Here is a 15,643-nt window from a genome sequence, read left to right as displayed (position 1 = left end):
TGATTGCATACAATAATGAAATGATTAACCAATTTTTCGATATTGACTTGGAGTTAATCCAGTTTTTTGTTTGAATAATCGACTGAAATAAGCAACGTTTTCAATACCAATTTCTAGAGCGATCATTTTAATCGTAGCATCTGAGGAACGTAATAGGTCTTTCGAATAAGTAATTTTATTTGCGATATGATATTCAATTGGTGGAATACCAATATATCTGGAGAATTCTTTTGTTAATTGATATTTGTTAATATTATATTGTTTTTCTAATTTCATTAAGGTGATTTTATCTTTAAAATGGACATCTAAGTAATCTTTTAGGCAAACAATATAAGTCGGAATATCTTTTGTTTTAAAATCTAATTCCTGTTTTTGAATAATCAATTCATTCAACAATTCATGAATAGATAAAGAGACCAAAAAGTCTGTCTGTGCCGACTGGCCATGTTCCAGCCGTAATAAATTTTGTATAATTAAATAGATATGATTGTTATTTGTATGAAAAACATTTGTACCATTTTTAATGAATTCTTGGTAAAAAGCTTGTGTATTTGCACCATTAAAATGAAGCCAACACATTTCCCAAGGCTTCTCGCTAGTCGTTTTATAATATTGATATTGTTGACAATCAATGAAAAAAATATCTCCTGGCTTAATGGAATATTGATTTTCGTTATAAATCAGTGTTCCGGTTCCTGATAAGGTGTATTTTATTAAAAATGAGGGTAAATTTGCTCTTTCTGTATAATAAGGTTTTCTTGCTTTAAAGTGCCCAATTTCTTGGATATAATAAAATAATTCCTGACTTTTTTGTGTTGGCGTATGAATAAATCGCAAAGAATCTTCACTCCAAGAATGATCACCACGTTCCCAATAGTTGATCATTTGATCCTCCTTCTGAAAAGTTACCAAGATAATGCAAAATTAAGTCAATATCGTATGATGATAAAATTTAATAATGACGTATAATATAAATAGAAAACGCTTTATTTGTTTTTAATTATAGCATGAGAACAATTGAAAACCTAGCTATTAATTAAAAAATAAACGTCCAATATATTGTAAAAGGGAGAATTTCAGTGAGAAATTGCTATGTGGCTATAGATATTGGTGCATCTAGTGGTCGTTTAATGAAAAGTTCCAAAATTGGAAAATATCAAATTACCCTGGAAGAAATTCATCGATTTAAAAATGGTTTTTCTCAAAAGAATGGAAAAGCCTGTTGGCAAATGGATCAAATTATTCATGAAATTTTAATAGGATTAGAAAAATTAAAGGCATCAGGTATTAACGAATGTTACGTAGGAATTGATACATGGGCAGTTGATTATTGCTTAATCAATAAATCTGGTGAACGTTTAGGAGATCCAATTGCTTATCGAGATGATCGGACAAAAAAAGCGATTGAACAATTTACGGAAAAAATGTCGCTAACAACATTATATGAAAAAACGGGTATTCAAATTCAAGCATTCAATACTTTATTTCAACTTTTAGTCGAAGAAAAAGAAAAAATAAAGCAGGCAGATTGTTTATTACTCATACCTGGTTACCTTAATTATGTCTTTACAGCAAAAAATATGCTGAACGTTCAAATGCTTCGACTACTCAGTTATTAAATGTATTGACGAAAACGTGGGATGAAGACATTCTATCTATTTTAGAAATTTCTTCTGACTTGTTCCCACCACTTATTGAAGAAGGCACACTTTTAGGTCCATTACAAAGAGAGAAATTTTCTAAATATGATCTGCCAGAATCTTTTTTCATTGCTGTGGCAAGTCATGATACAGCTTCTGCCGTTGTTGGCACACCTGCAGTCAATGAAAAGGATAGCTGGGGATTTTTAAGTAGTGGTACTTGGTCACTTTTAGGTATAGAAACAAAAGTACCGGTTGTATCAAGCATGGCATTTAACCAAAATTACACGAACGAATGGGGAGCAAATAATACGATTCGTTTTTTGAAAAATATTATGGGGATGTGGCTGATTCAGGAAGTAGCTCGTATGCAAGATTATACTTATAGTTATACTGAATTAGCCAATCTTGTACAACAAGAAATGACATGTGAACAATTTATTGATATTAATCATACTAGGTTTTTGAAACCAGTAAATATGATTAATGAATTGCAATTATTTTGTCAAGAAACCCAACAGAAAATTCCACAAACACCTGGCGAGTTAGCAAGTTGTGTTTATAACAACCTATCTTTGTGTTATGCATTAGAACTTGAACAACTAACAAAACTAACGACAATCACCAATAAATTAGATTATCTACATATTGTTGGTGGTGGTTCCAATAATCAATTACTCAATCAATTAACGGCTAATTTAGCAGGTATTCCGGTTGAATCTGGACCAAGTGAGGCAACGGCGATTGGCAATATACTGATTCAAATGATTGCAAATCATGAGTTTTCCTCATTAATTGAGGGAAGAAGAGCAGTAAAATACTCATTCGAAAATCGGCTTTATCTACCACAACCAGCAACTAGCCAATCCTTGGCAGAATATAAAAAATGGATACAAAGGAGTGTACCAAATGACAAGTATTAAACAAAGATATGAGGAAGCAAAAGAAACTTATCAAACAATTGGTGTAAACACTGATGAGGTACTGAAACGTTTAGATGAAGTAAAAATTTCGATGAACGTTTGGCAGGGAGATGATATTAAAGGATTTTTAAGTGATGAAGAATTATCAGGTGGTATTTCGGTTACAGGAAATTATCCAGGAGTTGCTAGAACACCAAAAGAACTCCGTCAAGACTTGGAAAAAGCTTATCAAATGATTCCTGGTAAGCATAAACTTAATCTACATGCTATTTATTTAGATACAGATGAAAAGGTCGATTTAAATGAGATTGAACCAAAACACTTTAAACCATGGGTTGATTGGGCAAAAAAACAAGAATTGGGACTAGACTTCAATCCTACATTTTTTTCTCATCCAATGTTTAAAGATGGGTTTACGCTTGCTCATCCTAACAACGAAGTTCGAGATTTCTGGATTGAACATGGAAAACGATCAAGAAAGATTGCAGAATATTTTGGTGAAGCATTAGGACAAGTGTGTGTGAATAATTTTTGGGTGCCAGATGGGTATAAGGATAGCCCAATTGATCGATTAACACCACGTAGACACCTAATGGAAGCCCTCGATGAAATTTTTTCAGAAGATATGAATCCAGATTACACATTAGATGCCGTAGAAAGTAAATTATTTGGTATCGGTTTAGAAGCCTATACAGTTGGCTCACATGAATTTTACATGGGATACGGATTAACAAGAGGAAAATTAATTTGTATGGATGCTGGTCATTTTCATCCGACAGAAGTTATTTCAAATAAACTTTCAGCCGTAGCTTTATTTAGTAAAGGGATTTTTCTACATGTCAGTCGACCAATGCGTTGGGATAGTGATCATGTTGTTATTATGGATGATGAATTGCAAGAAATTGGCCGTGAATTAGTGCGTAATAATTTATTACAAAAAGCGCATATTGGATTAGATTTCTTCGATGCAACAATTAATCGAGTGGCAGCATGGGTTATAGGTACAAGAAATACACAGAAAGCTGTTCTTAAAGCGATGCTTGAACCAACAGATTATCTGAAGAAAGTAGAACTTGAAATGGATTTTACAACACGATTAGCAATGGTAGAAGAATTAAAAGACTATCCGTTTGCTGATGTTTGGAATTATTATTGTGAATTAAAAGGTGTACCGGTTGGATTAAATTGGTTAAATGAAATACAAGATTATGAGAAAAATGTATTAAGCTTACGTAGTTAAAATTTACTTAATAAATGAGGGAGTAATTTGATGAAAAAAATAGATGTATTACAATCATTTTTTGTTAAAGAAATGATCGAAGTAACGGCTAATTTATACCGTTTAGGTTGGGATGAGAGAAATGGAGGAAATATTTCCTATTTATTGACGGAAGAAGAAATTCTACCGTTTGTTGATCCTAATCACTATTTAAGGAAAATCCCTATCGAATTTGATGAAATAGCATTAGAAGGGAAATATTTTTTGGTAACAGGTTCTGGAAAATATTTTAAAAATATTGCTACTACACCTGCAGAAAATATAGGATTAGTTTGCATCGTAGATAGGGGAGCATCATTAGCAGTCTTATGGGGATTGGAAAATAATACAATGCCTACTAGTGAGTTACCAAGCCATTTTATGAGTCATATTGCACGTTTAGAAGTAGATCCAGAAAATCGAATTATTATGCATAATCATGCTAACCACCTATTAGCCATGACTTTCACGCATGAATTAACAGAAAAAGCTTTTACCCGAACACTTTGGCAAATGTGTACAGAATGTTTAGTTGTCTTTCCAGAAGGTATCAGTATTATTCCTTGGATGGTACCTGGGACAAATGAAATTGGACAAGCAACAGCAGAAAAGATGAAAAGAACGCGTTTGGTTATTTGGCCACATCATGGTGTATATGGTGCAGGTAAAAGTATGGATGAAGTATTTGGATTAATTGAAACAGCAGAAAAAGCTGCACAAACATATACCTATGTATGTGCTCAGGGGCCAATTTTACAAACCATTTCAGATGAGAATTTACAAAAATTGGCGGATAGCTTTGGTGTTGTACCAAGAAGTGGGTATTTAGATCAAGCTATTTCTATCGCTAGCGATAACAAGGTTTATAACTAAATGAATAATTAGAACTAATTGTTCAATAACAAAAGAAACAAAGAAAAACCAGTCATTAATTTAATAATGACTGGCTTTTCTCTTTATTCTAATTAATTGAACCCATCAATCGTTTGATTGGTTTTTTAACAAGTATTAATAATATACCGACAACCACAGCAATAATTCCTATTGTACCAAAATATGCTGATTCTGTGTGTGGTGTATAAAAACGAGCAATTTGTGCATTGGTTGCTTGTGAAGCTGCATCTGCTAATAGCCAAATGGCTACAGTTTGAGCTTCAAAAGCTTTTGGTGCAAGTTTTGTTGTAACAGACAGTCCCACAGGAGAAAGACACATTTCACCTACAATAATAACAAAGAAACTAATGATTAACCATAAAGGACTTACTTTATGGTTTGTTCCATATAAAAGACCAGGGAACATCAATAAAACATAAGCCAAACCAGCAAAAATCAATCCTAATGCAAATTTAACAACGGTTGAAGGCTGATGCTTACCTAATTTTGTCCAAAGTGTAACAAAAACGGGTGTTAATATAACAACAAAAACAGGATTTAATGATTGGAACCAACTAGCAGCAATTGGAATACCAAATAAATGATGTCTTGTTCGATCAGCTGCAAATAACGCTAAAATTGATGATCCTTGTTCTTCTAATGACCAAAAAACAATAGCAGCTAAGAAAAGAGGAATATAAGCCATAACCTTGGTTTTTTCATCTGGTGTTACATTCTTAGCAGTTAACATTTTAATGAAATAATAAATAGGTAACAAAATACCTAAAATACTGATAATAGTGATAAAGAAATCAACAGTTAACTTACTCATGAAAGCAGCACCACCAAAGACAATGGCTGCAAAAACAAGAACACCTAAAAGAATCATTCCAAATCTTTTCTTTTCCTGATTTGTCATTGGGTTTGTAGGTTCTAAGCCAATTCCTGCTAATGTAGTTTTGGATTTATAATAGAATTGAACTAAACCGAAAAACATACCAATAGCAGCAATTGAAAAGCCTAAATGATAATTATACTCTTGACCCAATGTACCAACGACAAGAGGAGCGACCAATGCACCAATGTTGATACCCATATAAAAAATTGAAAATCCAGAATCTCTTCTAAGGTCTGTTTTTGAATAAAGATGACCGACCATGTCAGAAACGTTTGGTTTTAACATCCCTGTTCCAATAACAATAAAGAAGATTGAGACAAACAATGCAGAGACGCCAAATGGTGTTGCCAAAACGATATGCCCGATCATGATAAACAAACCGCCGAAGAAAACAGTTTTTTGTGAACCTAACCAGCGATCAGAAATCCATCCGCCAATGATACTTGACATGAATACCATTGATCCATAAATGGACATAATGGAAAGACCAGTTTCTTTAGGAAATCCTAAGCCGCCATTTGCCACCGTATCATAGATGTAATAAAGTAAAATTGCTCGCATTCCATAATAACTAAATCGTTCCCACATTTCTGTAAAGAACAATGTTGATAGTCCTTTTGGTTGTCCCAAAAATGACCCATCTGACTGATTGTCGTTCATCAATAAAACCTCACTTTTACTAATTTGATAATTAAAAAATTATTGATCAAATTTTCTAAAAATTCTTTTTTTCATTTTACACCTTTTTTAATCAAATTTAAAGAAAAAGTTAATTAGCATAAGTAATTTTTCCTATTCAGGCTTTTTTATTTACAAGTCGATCAATAAATAGCCTAAAATTTTTTTATTCATCAAATAAAACGATTACAATTGTATAAAAAATTTATCTTTTATAAGAAATTGAATAGAAAAAATAATTTATGTTAAAAAATGCCTAATAAATTTAAAAAATTCTCATTAAATTAAAAAATAAGAACAATGAAGGAAAATATGTCTAAGAAATAAAAAGTTGAATTTATTAATCATTTGTTGATTAAATTTATTGTTTGTCATCCCTAAACAAACAAATACGATTTGATTAAAAAAAAGAACAAAAAATTCAAATAAATTATTTACAAGTTAAATGGTTAGGTAATTATTTCTATTCAAAAGAAACAATTGAAGTATAGTAAAAAAATCATAAAACAAAACGTTATTCATTTTTTTCTTTATTTAATCAAACTGAAATGTAGCAGCAATGCTTGTAAACAATTGTTAGATTTCCTTCATTTATGAAATATATTCTGGTGATAAAATTATTATTGTCGTTAGGTAACGACACAATTACATTAATTAAAGGAGAGTTATATGAGATCACTAAATACGATTTTATTAGGAACAACACTAGCAGCAGGGATTGGTTTATGTTTGGGAACATCAAATGCACATGCAGACAGTGTCTATACCGTACAATCAGGTGATACCTTATCCAGTATCTCTCAAAAATTTAATGGAGATAGTCAACTGATTCAACAAATTGCCAGAGATAATAGCATTTCTAATCTTAATATGATTTATAAAGGGCAACAGTTGACAATTAAAACAACAAATGAAATAAGAGAAACGCAAACAGCACCAACAAACACTGTTGTGGAACTACAACCAGTTATAACGGAAGAACCAGTTGTACAAAATCAGTCAACGGCATCTACTCCGGTAACAACGAATACCAGTTCTGCTAAGGAATGGTTAGCCCAAAGAGAATCGGGCGGATCATACAGTGCAATGAACGGCAGATATATCGGAAAATACCAGTTAGATGCTTCTTATTTAAATGGTGATTACTCACCAGAAAATCAAGAGAGAGTGGCTGATAATTATATAACACAACGTTATGGCTCTTGGGAAGGTGCACAAGCCTTTTGGCAGGCAAATGGTTGGTATTAATAAAAATAAATAGATAATAAATTTTATCAAAAACCGCTTAAAATGATTGAACGTATTTTAAGCGGTTTTTTTTGACGTAACAAATTACTAAAAAATCGAAAATACTAAAGAACAATAGAAAAATGAGAAGTTTTCTGCAATGAAACGAATATTATTGATAAATTTATGCTATGAATAGAAATTTAAATAAGATATGAAATTTGATCAATTAATATTTTGGATAATAGTTTGTTTAAATAGCGTTTAGTTCATTCATAATAACTAGTAAATGAGCAATAAAAAATAATCTAAAAGCGATAAAACCTTAAACACTTAAGTTTGTTTAGAATGAATATAAGTAAGTGTAGATGCATCTCTTGTATTTTATATCAATGTATTTTTCTTTCCGATCTTGTATAATGAATAAAAATAGGTTCATGGGGAGAAATGACAAATGATTGGAATTATTGGTGCAGGTCAAATGGGTGGTGCATTGATTAAGAGATTCATCCATTCAAGTAAATTTAGTGCAAAAGATATCTTGGTAAAAGGTGGAAAAAGTAACACAGCTAAAAAGCTGCAAGAAGAATTACAATTTAATCTTACAGACACACTAAATGATTTTGAAGATTGCCAGATGATCATTCTAGCGACAAATAATGCTAGCATTTTATCTGTTTTAACAGATTTGGGAGATAGAATAAAGGAAAAACAAATTCCAATTCTTTCGGTAGCTGCTGGTGTATCACTTAAGGATATGCAAGAAATTATGGGAGAAATGTATCCTTTAGCTCACTGTATTCCTAATACGCCTGTTCAGGTAAATGAAGGGATCCTAGCAATTACCTATGTTGAGACAATTGAGAGTGAAAAGAAACAAACAATGCAAGCTATTTTATCAGTATTAGGAAGGATTGTTGAAGTACCAGAAATACAATTGGACATCTTTGGAACCATAGCAGGCTGTGGACCAGCTTTTGTTGATGTATTTATAGAAGCACTATCTGATGCTGCAGTTTTAAATGGCATGCCACGAGCAATTTCTTATGAAATTGCAGCTCAAATGATGAAGGGAACTGCCGAGTTAGCACTAAAAACAAATCAGCATCCCGGTGAATTGAAAGACAGTGTCACTTCTCCTGGCGGAACAACGATCAAAGGTATAGTTGCATTAGAAAAAAATGGCTTCCGTCATGCAGTAATTGATGGTATTAATGAAATTATGAAGTAGGAAAGTTAAAAAGAATTGAGAGATATAAACCAATAGGATCAAACAAAAAATCCAATAGAAAAGATTTTTTGTTTGATCTTATTAGAAAATAGATAAAAGTACTTTACAATTAATAATATAAGCTGTAATATACTAGGTATTAATAACTTCGAATAATAATAATAACAATAAAATTAGAAAGGAGGTATAGTATGAAGAAATCCTAAAATAACTTGCTAAAAACAATTTAATAGATTCAAAAACCATTTTTTCATATGTATTATACTTATTATATAAGTGTTTTTTTAAAGAATAATAATGAAAAGGAAATTATTTAAAATAGAAAGAGGTATGTAATATGAATACATTTCAAAATGATTTGTCAAAGAAAACAAAAAATAAATCCATAAATTTTAAATTATGTTTAGTAGGAATGGTAATAATATTAATGATAGCGTTACATTTTATTAGCATGACTATAAACCTAAATGAATGTTTTCGAGATTTTTTATTTTGGAGAACTCATCGAAATTACGTTCAAAAAATTCATTTTTTCATCATTAAATATAGAAAATAGTTAAAGCTTGCTGAATTTTAGATTCAACCATCATCATTTCAAAATCTATATTAATTTTTTAAAAGAATTTTATTAACTATTAAAGTTGATATTTATTAGAATTAAATACTTACTTGATTTTACCATAATTGCTTGTTAAAATAAATTATCTCTCTAACGCTAAAGAGATAGGCGTATCTTTGAATAAAGGTAAAGGTACGAGGATTGAAACGAAGATTAATATTAACTAAAAGGCATAAATAATATGCCTTTTTTCTTTTTAAAATCAACTATTTAAAAAAGATATTAATTTTAATTTTAAAAGTGATATACTAATAGTTAAACAGAAAGGGATATGTAATGAAATTTATTGCGCATTATAATCAAGTAACAGGTGAGCAGCAATTATTAAAAGATCATCTGCTTGAAACAGCAGCATTAAGTAAGCGCTTTGGTAAAAAATTAAACCTTGAAGCAGTTTGCTATGTAGCAGGACTTCTGCATGACATAGGAAAGTACTCAGATGATTTCCAAAATTATTTGAAACAAGCAATGATTGATCCAAATAGTGTGACTAGAGGCAGTGTCGATCACTCAACTGCTGGTGGAAAATTATTATATGAATACCTACATCAGAAAAATCAATGTCCCTATCAAAAATTGGTTGCTGAATTAGTTGGTAATGCTATTATTTCCCATCATAGTAGTCATGGATTACAAGATTTTATCAAGCCAGAAGAAGATTTTTCACTTGATTATTTAAAAAGAGTGAGAGATAAAGAGTTACCAGAATATGGGACAATAAAGAAACGTTTTTTTGAAGATTGTCTATCAGAATCAGAATTTTTGGCATATCTAGAAATGGCCACTGAAGAACTGAAAGCTTTTTTCATTTCTGAAAACAAACCAACGGAAAATCAGCTATTCTTTATTGCTAAAATGATTTACAGTTGTCTTTTAGATGCAGATCGGACCAATACAATGAATTTTGAAACAAGAACTACATATGAACCAATTCAACAAAAACCATTATTTTTGAAATATAGTTAACGACTAGAACAAAAATTAAAAACTTTTGAAGAAGGTAACCCAACACCGATTAACCAATTACGCAACCAGATGTCAAAAAGGTGTTTAGATTTTGCCAAAGAACCAACAGGAATTTATGGATTAGCTATCCCAACCGGTGGTGGAAAAACATTGGCTTCTCTTCGTTTTGCCTTAGAACATACACGTATTCATGAGAAAGAACGTATTATTTATGTGACACCCTTTACAACCATTATTGAACAAAATGCTCAAGTAGTTCGTGATATTTTAAAAGAAGATCGGTATATTCTTGAACATCACTCGAATATTTTACAGGAAGAGATAGTTGATCAAAAAAACAAACAAAATCAAGGCGGACTTGAAGAAAGAAGAGAACGTGAAGAAGTATCCATGAAAGACAATTGGGAAGCACCAATTATTTTTACAACGATGGTTCAATTTTTAGATGTTATATATAGTCGAGGTACCAGAAATCCACGACGATTTCATCAGTTATATCATGCAGTAATTATTTTTGATGAAGTGCAGAGTCTTCCAGTACATTGTACTTATTTATTTAATGAGGCAATCAATTATTTGAAAAATTTTGCACAAACAACAAGTATCTTATGTACAGCAACACAACCTGCTTTGAATAATTTAGATAAAAAACTTCAAAAAGATAAAGATATATTAGAAAAGAGTGAACTTCAAAAGATTGAGGCAGCTTTTGAACGTGTTGAAATTATCGATAAAACAACGCAAAGTGCTTGGAATATTAAAGATACTGTCAGCTTGATTGAAGAAATATTACAAGAGAGAAATAATCTTTTAGTTATTCTGAATACAAAAAAAGCTGTTTTAGAGTTATATCAACTGCTGGCTGAGCAATCAAGTGAAGAAATCGAATTATATCATTTAAGTACGGCAATGTGTCCTGCTCATCGAAAACAAATTCTAAAGGAAATAAATGTAAAATTAAATGCAAAGAATCAGCAACGTAAACTTGTTTGTATCACTACGCAACTAATTGAAGCAGGAATTGATATTAGTTTTGAAGCAGTGATTCGATCGTCAGCTGGGTTGGATTCTATTGCTCAGGCAGCGGGTCGCTGTAATCGGAACGGAGAGCAACCAAATAAACAGCCAGTTTATATCATTCGTCTAGAAAAAAATTAGAGGATTTGAAGTACTTAAAAGAAATTAAAGCTGGCAAAGAGATTACACTAAAAATGTTAGAGAATTTACGAATGGATTCAAATTTATATAGTGGTAAATTGCTTTCTTTTGAAGCACAAAATACTTATTTTAAACAGTTTTATAAGCATTCTGATATTGAGCCTAATTTAAAATATCCCACTGCAAAGAATTCTTTAGAGTTATTTTCATTATTGGGAAAAAATGAAAATACCATCTATCAATATAAGAATAAATATGGCAAAGAGCAATTTCCTGATTTATTGTTACACAATAGTACCAAAACAATTGGCAAGTATTTTAATGTGATTGATACGCCAACAACTGCTGTTTTGGTTCCTTATGAGGAAGGGAAAGACATCATTCAGAGATTGAATGGAGATGAATTGGCATTAAATGAATTAGGTCCTTTACTAAAGAAAGCACAACAATATATCGTGAATCTTTTTTCCTATGAAATTGAAGACCTACAAAAGAATGGCTATATTCGTCCACTTTACCATGGTGAAATATTTGCTTTGTGTGAATGTGCTTATTCTAATGTATTTGGCATTGATAAAACCGGTTCAGTTGCGAATCAAATGATTGTTCTCTAATAAAATAAAGGAGGGAAATAATGAGAAATCAAATATCATTTTTAGTTGAAGGGGAATATGCCTTATTCACGGATCCCTTAACAAAAATGGGCGGTGAAAAATGGACCTATCCAATTCCGACTTATCAGGCACTTAAAGGGATTACAGAATCGATTTATTGGAAGCCAACTATTATTTACTACATCGATGAAGTCAGGATTATGAATCCGATTCAAATGGAAACCAAAGGCATTCGTCTGATGAAATATAATGAGAGTAATGCAAGCGATCTAGCATATTATACCTATTTAAAAAAACCAAAATATGAAGTAAAAGTTCATTTTGAATTCAATAAAAATCGTCCAGATTTAAAACTAGATTGGAATGAAGATAAACACTATCAAATTTTAAAACGTTCCATTAAAGCGGGTGGACGTCGAGATATTTTTCTAGGTACAAGAGAATGCCAAGGTTATATTGAACCGATTGAATTTGGCAGAGAAAAAGGAAGTTATGATGAGTATGAAGAAGAGATGAATTTTAATACCATGGTGCATGGACTATCTTATCCTGATGAAACAGGCAAAGAAGAATTACTTGTTCGATTATGGCAACCAAAAATGGTAAGGGGAATTATCAAATTTCCTCGTCCTGAAGCGTGTTCACTCTGTCGTTCATTAAAATCAATGAACATGAAGCCATTCTCAATAGATACTATCGAATCAGCAGAGCTTCTAGCACGATCATTGGAGGAAGAATAATATGAGTTGGTTAGCAGATCTTTATCAGACTTATGAGAATAACTTAGACCAAGTTGGGAAACCAATTAGGAATATTTGGGGCAAAGAAGTTATTCTATTACCGATTTCCCATGCCTATCAAAATGCGCAGATTGAGGTAATTATAAAGCCAACTGGTGAATTCTATAAAGCAAAAGTAATTCCTAAGGAAGAAGCAGCAACCATGATCCCTGTCACGATTGAATCAGCAGGAAGAACAAGTAAACCTATGCCACATGGGTTACATGATAACCTACAATATGTAGCTGGTGATTATATCCAATATGGTGGGGATGCTAAAAAGGGAGAAAGTTTTCAAAAGTATATTGCTAATCTTGAACGATGGTGTGCTTCTGACTTTTCTCATCCAAAAGTACAAGCTATTTTAACCTATCTAAAAAAAGGCACACTCATTACTGATTTAATCAATTATCAAGATGAAGAAAGTCATCAACCCATTCTCATAGAACGAGAAGGGAAGTTAGTTGCAAAATGGAAAAAAGAATTTGGAGAAAAACCAGAAATCTTTTCCGTCTTGGCTAGTGATCAATTTTCAAGTTTTGTTCGTTTTGATATTTATGATTTGAATCTAGATGCTATTCCTGTTTGGAAAGATTTAGCAATTAGCGATGCTTTTATTGATTATTATACAACACAACTATCTTGGGGTGGATTAGATTATATAACAGGTAAGCAGGTGCCTTTAACTGAAAATCATCCTTCAAAGATCCGTTATGGTGGTGATATGGCGAAATTGATTTCTGGAAATGATACAACAAATTTTACTTTTCGAGGTCGTTTTTCCGAAAAGAACCAAGTAGCTACTATTGGTTACGAAACTTCGCAAAAGGGACACAATGCTTTAAAATGGTTAATTAGTAAGCAAGGAAAAATCATTGATGGGCGGGTCTTTTTGACTTGGGGAGAAAAATCGGTAGATAATCTACCTGCTGTTGATGAATCAAGTGATGCTATTTTTGCTGAAGATAAGGAAACAGACTCAATAACAACCATTGATAAAACAAGTCAGGATTTTTCAAAAAGCTTTATAAAGGCATTGCAAGGCTATCAACAAGACTTAAGACATGATCAAAATATTCACATTATGATTCTTGATTCTGCAACACCTGGTAGAATGGGTATTTTGTATTACCGATCAATGGAACAAGAAAGCTATCTTGAACGCTTGAAAAATTGGCATAATCAAACGGGTTGGTGGCATGCTGCTGGTTGGCAAAATGCTTTTTACGGTGCACCTTCATTAAGAACTATTGCAGAAGCTGTCCATGGAAAAAGAGCAAGTGAAACGTTAATAAAAAATACAATGACCCAATTATTTTCCTGTGTCGTTGATAATCGTAAAATGCCATTTAATATTATGCAAGGTTTGTTGAAAAATGCTTCTAATCCCTTATCCATGGAATTATGGGAATGGAGAAAAACAGTCGAAATTGCTTGTAGTGTCATTAAACATTATTTTTATGATTTAGAGGAGGAATATACAGTGGCTTTGAACAAAGAAGAAAAAGATCGTAGTTATTTATTTGGACGTTTATTAGCAGTTGCGGATAAAGCAGAAGATTTAGCCTTATTTATTCAGTATGGAGAGAAGGATAAAAAGAAACAAGACAATGACAAAGAAAAAAATAAAGATAAAAAAGAACGAACAACAAACGCACTACGATATATGAATGCTTTCAGCAATCATCCAGTAACCACTTGGAAAATATTGCAAGAAAATTTAATTCCCTACTATGAAAAATTGGAGGATAAGGGTAATTATTATCAAAATCTAATTAACCAAATTATGACCCAATTTGATATCGATGATTATACAGATCGGGCATTAACAGGGAAGTATCTATTAGGATATAGTAGTCAACGGATTGAATTAAACAATAAAGATAAAAATAAAGATAAAGAGGAGAAATAAATAATGGGTGTATTACAAAATAAAATTGATTTTAAAGTGGTTGTTTCAGTAGCAAATGCAAATCCAAATGGGGATCCCTTGAATGGCAATCGTCCACGTCAAAATTTTGATGGCTTTGGTGAAATTTCTGATGTGGCAATTAAACGTAAAATTCGCAATCGATTGCAAGATATGCAGGAAAAAATTTTTGTTCAGTCGGATGATAGAACAGATGATGGCATCACCAGTTTAAAAGATCGAGTAGAATCTGTCGAAGAATTAAAAAAAATTGCAGCAGATAAGAAAAAAGCGGATGTAGATCGTTTTAGTGAAGTTGCTTGTGAAACTTGGCTTGATACACGTAGCTTTGGTCAGGTATTTGCATTTAAAGGATTAGAACTTTCAGTAGGCGTCAGAGGTCCTGTATCGATTCAAATGGGGATTAGCTTAGATCCAATCGATATTAATAGCCTGCAAATTACAAAAAGTGTTAATTCTGTAAATGGTAATGGTGGAAAAAGCTCAGATACGATGGGAATGAAACATTTTGTCGATTTTGGTGTCTATGTTTTTAATGGCAGTATCAATGTTCAATTGGCTGAAAAAACAAAATTTAGTGAAGAAGATGCTGAGAAAATAAAACAAGCATTGATCACACTTTTTGAAAATGATGCTTCGGCTGCCAGACCAGATGGTAGTATGGTAGTTGAAAAAATATATTGGTGGAAACATCCGAACAAATTAGGAAAATATTCTTCAGCAAAGGTTCATCGATCCGTTAAAATTGAGAAAAATAAAGGTATCGATCGCCCGAAATCTATTGAAGATTATCATTTTGAAGTTGAACAATTAGAAGGGATTCAATTGATAGAGTTAGCAGGTTATTAA

The 15,643-nt window shown here is 31.9% G+C and carries 12 protein-coding genes and 1 pseudogene; 11 read left to right on the top strand and 2 right to left on the bottom strand.

The genetic code is table 11. From position 1 onward, the window contains the following. Positions 1-24: 24 nt before the first annotated feature. Positions 25-882, bottom strand: a complete 858-nt coding sequence (locus MPTP_RS07610) for an AraC family transcriptional regulator (protein WP_172956761.1) — start codon at positions 880-882, stop codon at positions 25-27. 248 nt (positions 883-1,130) lie between these two features. Here MPTP_RS07610 and MPTP_RS07605 point away from each other — a divergent pair. The 3 genes and pseudogenes from MPTP_RS07605 (at position 1,131) to rhaD (ending at position 4,694) form a co-directional block, all read left to right on the top strand. Beyond that, positions 1,131-2,563, top strand: a pseudogene (locus tag MPTP_RS07605) (rhamnulokinase). Further along, complete coding sequence (gene rhaA, locus MPTP_RS07600; RefSeq protein ID WP_013774557.1) at positions 2,550-3,803, top strand: L-rhamnose isomerase; 1,254 nt, start codon at positions 2,550-2,552, stop codon at positions 3,801-3,803. The pseudogene MPTP_RS07605 and the gene rhaA overlap by 14 nt, the downstream one beginning before the upstream one ends. A gap of 30 nt (positions 3,804-3,833) precedes the next feature. Then, positions 3,834-4,694 carry a rhamnulose-1-phosphate aldolase gene (rhaD, locus tag MPTP_RS07595; RefSeq protein WP_013774556.1) on the top strand — a complete coding sequence of 287 codons (861 nt, stop codon included), beginning with the start codon at positions 3,834-3,836 and terminating at the stop codon, positions 4,692-4,694. Between the two features lie 88 nt (positions 4,695-4,782). On the opposite strand, the gene MPTP_RS07590 is transcribed toward rhaD, so the two are convergent. After that, complete coding sequence (locus tag MPTP_RS07590) at positions 4,783-6,252, bottom strand: peptide MFS transporter (RefSeq protein WP_013774555.1); 1,470 nt, start codon at positions 6,250-6,252, stop codon at positions 4,783-4,785. Between the two features lie 687 nt (positions 6,253-6,939). Here MPTP_RS07590 and apf point away from each other — a divergent pair. The 8 genes from apf to cas7c all read left to right on the top strand — a co-directional run bounded on the left by apf (position 6,940) and on the right by cas7c (position 15,643). After that, positions 6,940-7,518, top strand: a complete 579-nt coding sequence (gene apf, locus MPTP_RS07585) for an aggregation-promoting factor (RefSeq protein WP_013774554.1) — start codon at positions 6,940-6,942, stop codon at positions 7,516-7,518. A gap of 433 nt (positions 7,519-7,951) precedes the next feature. Beyond that, the gene (gene proC, locus MPTP_RS07580; RefSeq protein WP_013774553.1) at positions 7,952-8,728 is read left to right on the top strand and encodes a pyrroline-5-carboxylate reductase; all 777 of its coding nucleotides are present in this window, start codon (positions 7,952-7,954) and stop codon (positions 8,726-8,728) included. Positions 8,729-9,623: 895 nt separating this feature from the next. Next, positions 9,624-10,313, top strand: a complete 690-nt coding sequence (locus tag MPTP_RS10070) for a CRISPR-associated endonuclease Cas3'' (RefSeq protein ID WP_013774552.1) — start codon at positions 9,624-9,626, stop codon at positions 10,311-10,313. Between the two features lie 69 nt (positions 10,314-10,382). Then, on the top strand, positions 10,383-11,471 hold the full coding sequence (gene cas3 / locus MPTP_RS10065; protein WP_013774551.1) for a CRISPR-associated helicase Cas3': 1,089 nt from the start codon (positions 10,383-10,385) through the stop codon (positions 11,469-11,471). 5 nt (positions 11,472-11,476) lie between these two features. Then, complete coding sequence (locus MPTP_RS10060; protein ID WP_013774550.1) at positions 11,477-12,085, top strand: hypothetical protein; 609 nt, start codon at positions 11,477-11,479, stop codon at positions 12,083-12,085. A 20-nt stretch (positions 12,086-12,105) separates the two neighbouring features. Beyond that, positions 12,106-12,825 carry a type I-C CRISPR-associated protein Cas5c gene (cas5c, locus tag MPTP_RS07565; RefSeq protein ID WP_013774549.1) on the top strand — a complete coding sequence of 240 codons (720 nt, stop codon included), beginning with the start codon at positions 12,106-12,108 and terminating at the stop codon, positions 12,823-12,825. Position 12,826: 1 nt separating this feature from the next. After that, positions 12,827-14,776 carry a type I-C CRISPR-associated protein Cas8c/Csd1 gene (gene cas8c, locus MPTP_RS07560; protein ID WP_013774548.1) on the top strand — a complete coding sequence of 650 codons (1,950 nt, stop codon included), beginning with the start codon at positions 12,827-12,829 and terminating at the stop codon, positions 14,774-14,776. Between the two features lie 3 nt (positions 14,777-14,779). Beyond that, positions 14,780-15,643, top strand: a complete 864-nt coding sequence (gene cas7c / locus MPTP_RS07555) for a type I-C CRISPR-associated protein Cas7/Csd2 (RefSeq protein ID WP_013774547.1) — start codon at positions 14,780-14,782, stop codon at positions 15,641-15,643.

The sequence above is a fragment of the Melissococcus plutonius ATCC 35311 genome (assembly GCF_000270185.1).
GTDB lineage: Bacteria > Bacillota > Bacilli > Lactobacillales > Enterococcaceae > Melissococcus > Melissococcus plutonius.
The sequence above is the reverse complement of the archived record's forward strand: the minus strand, read 5'-3'. Positions and strand labels throughout refer to the sequence as shown.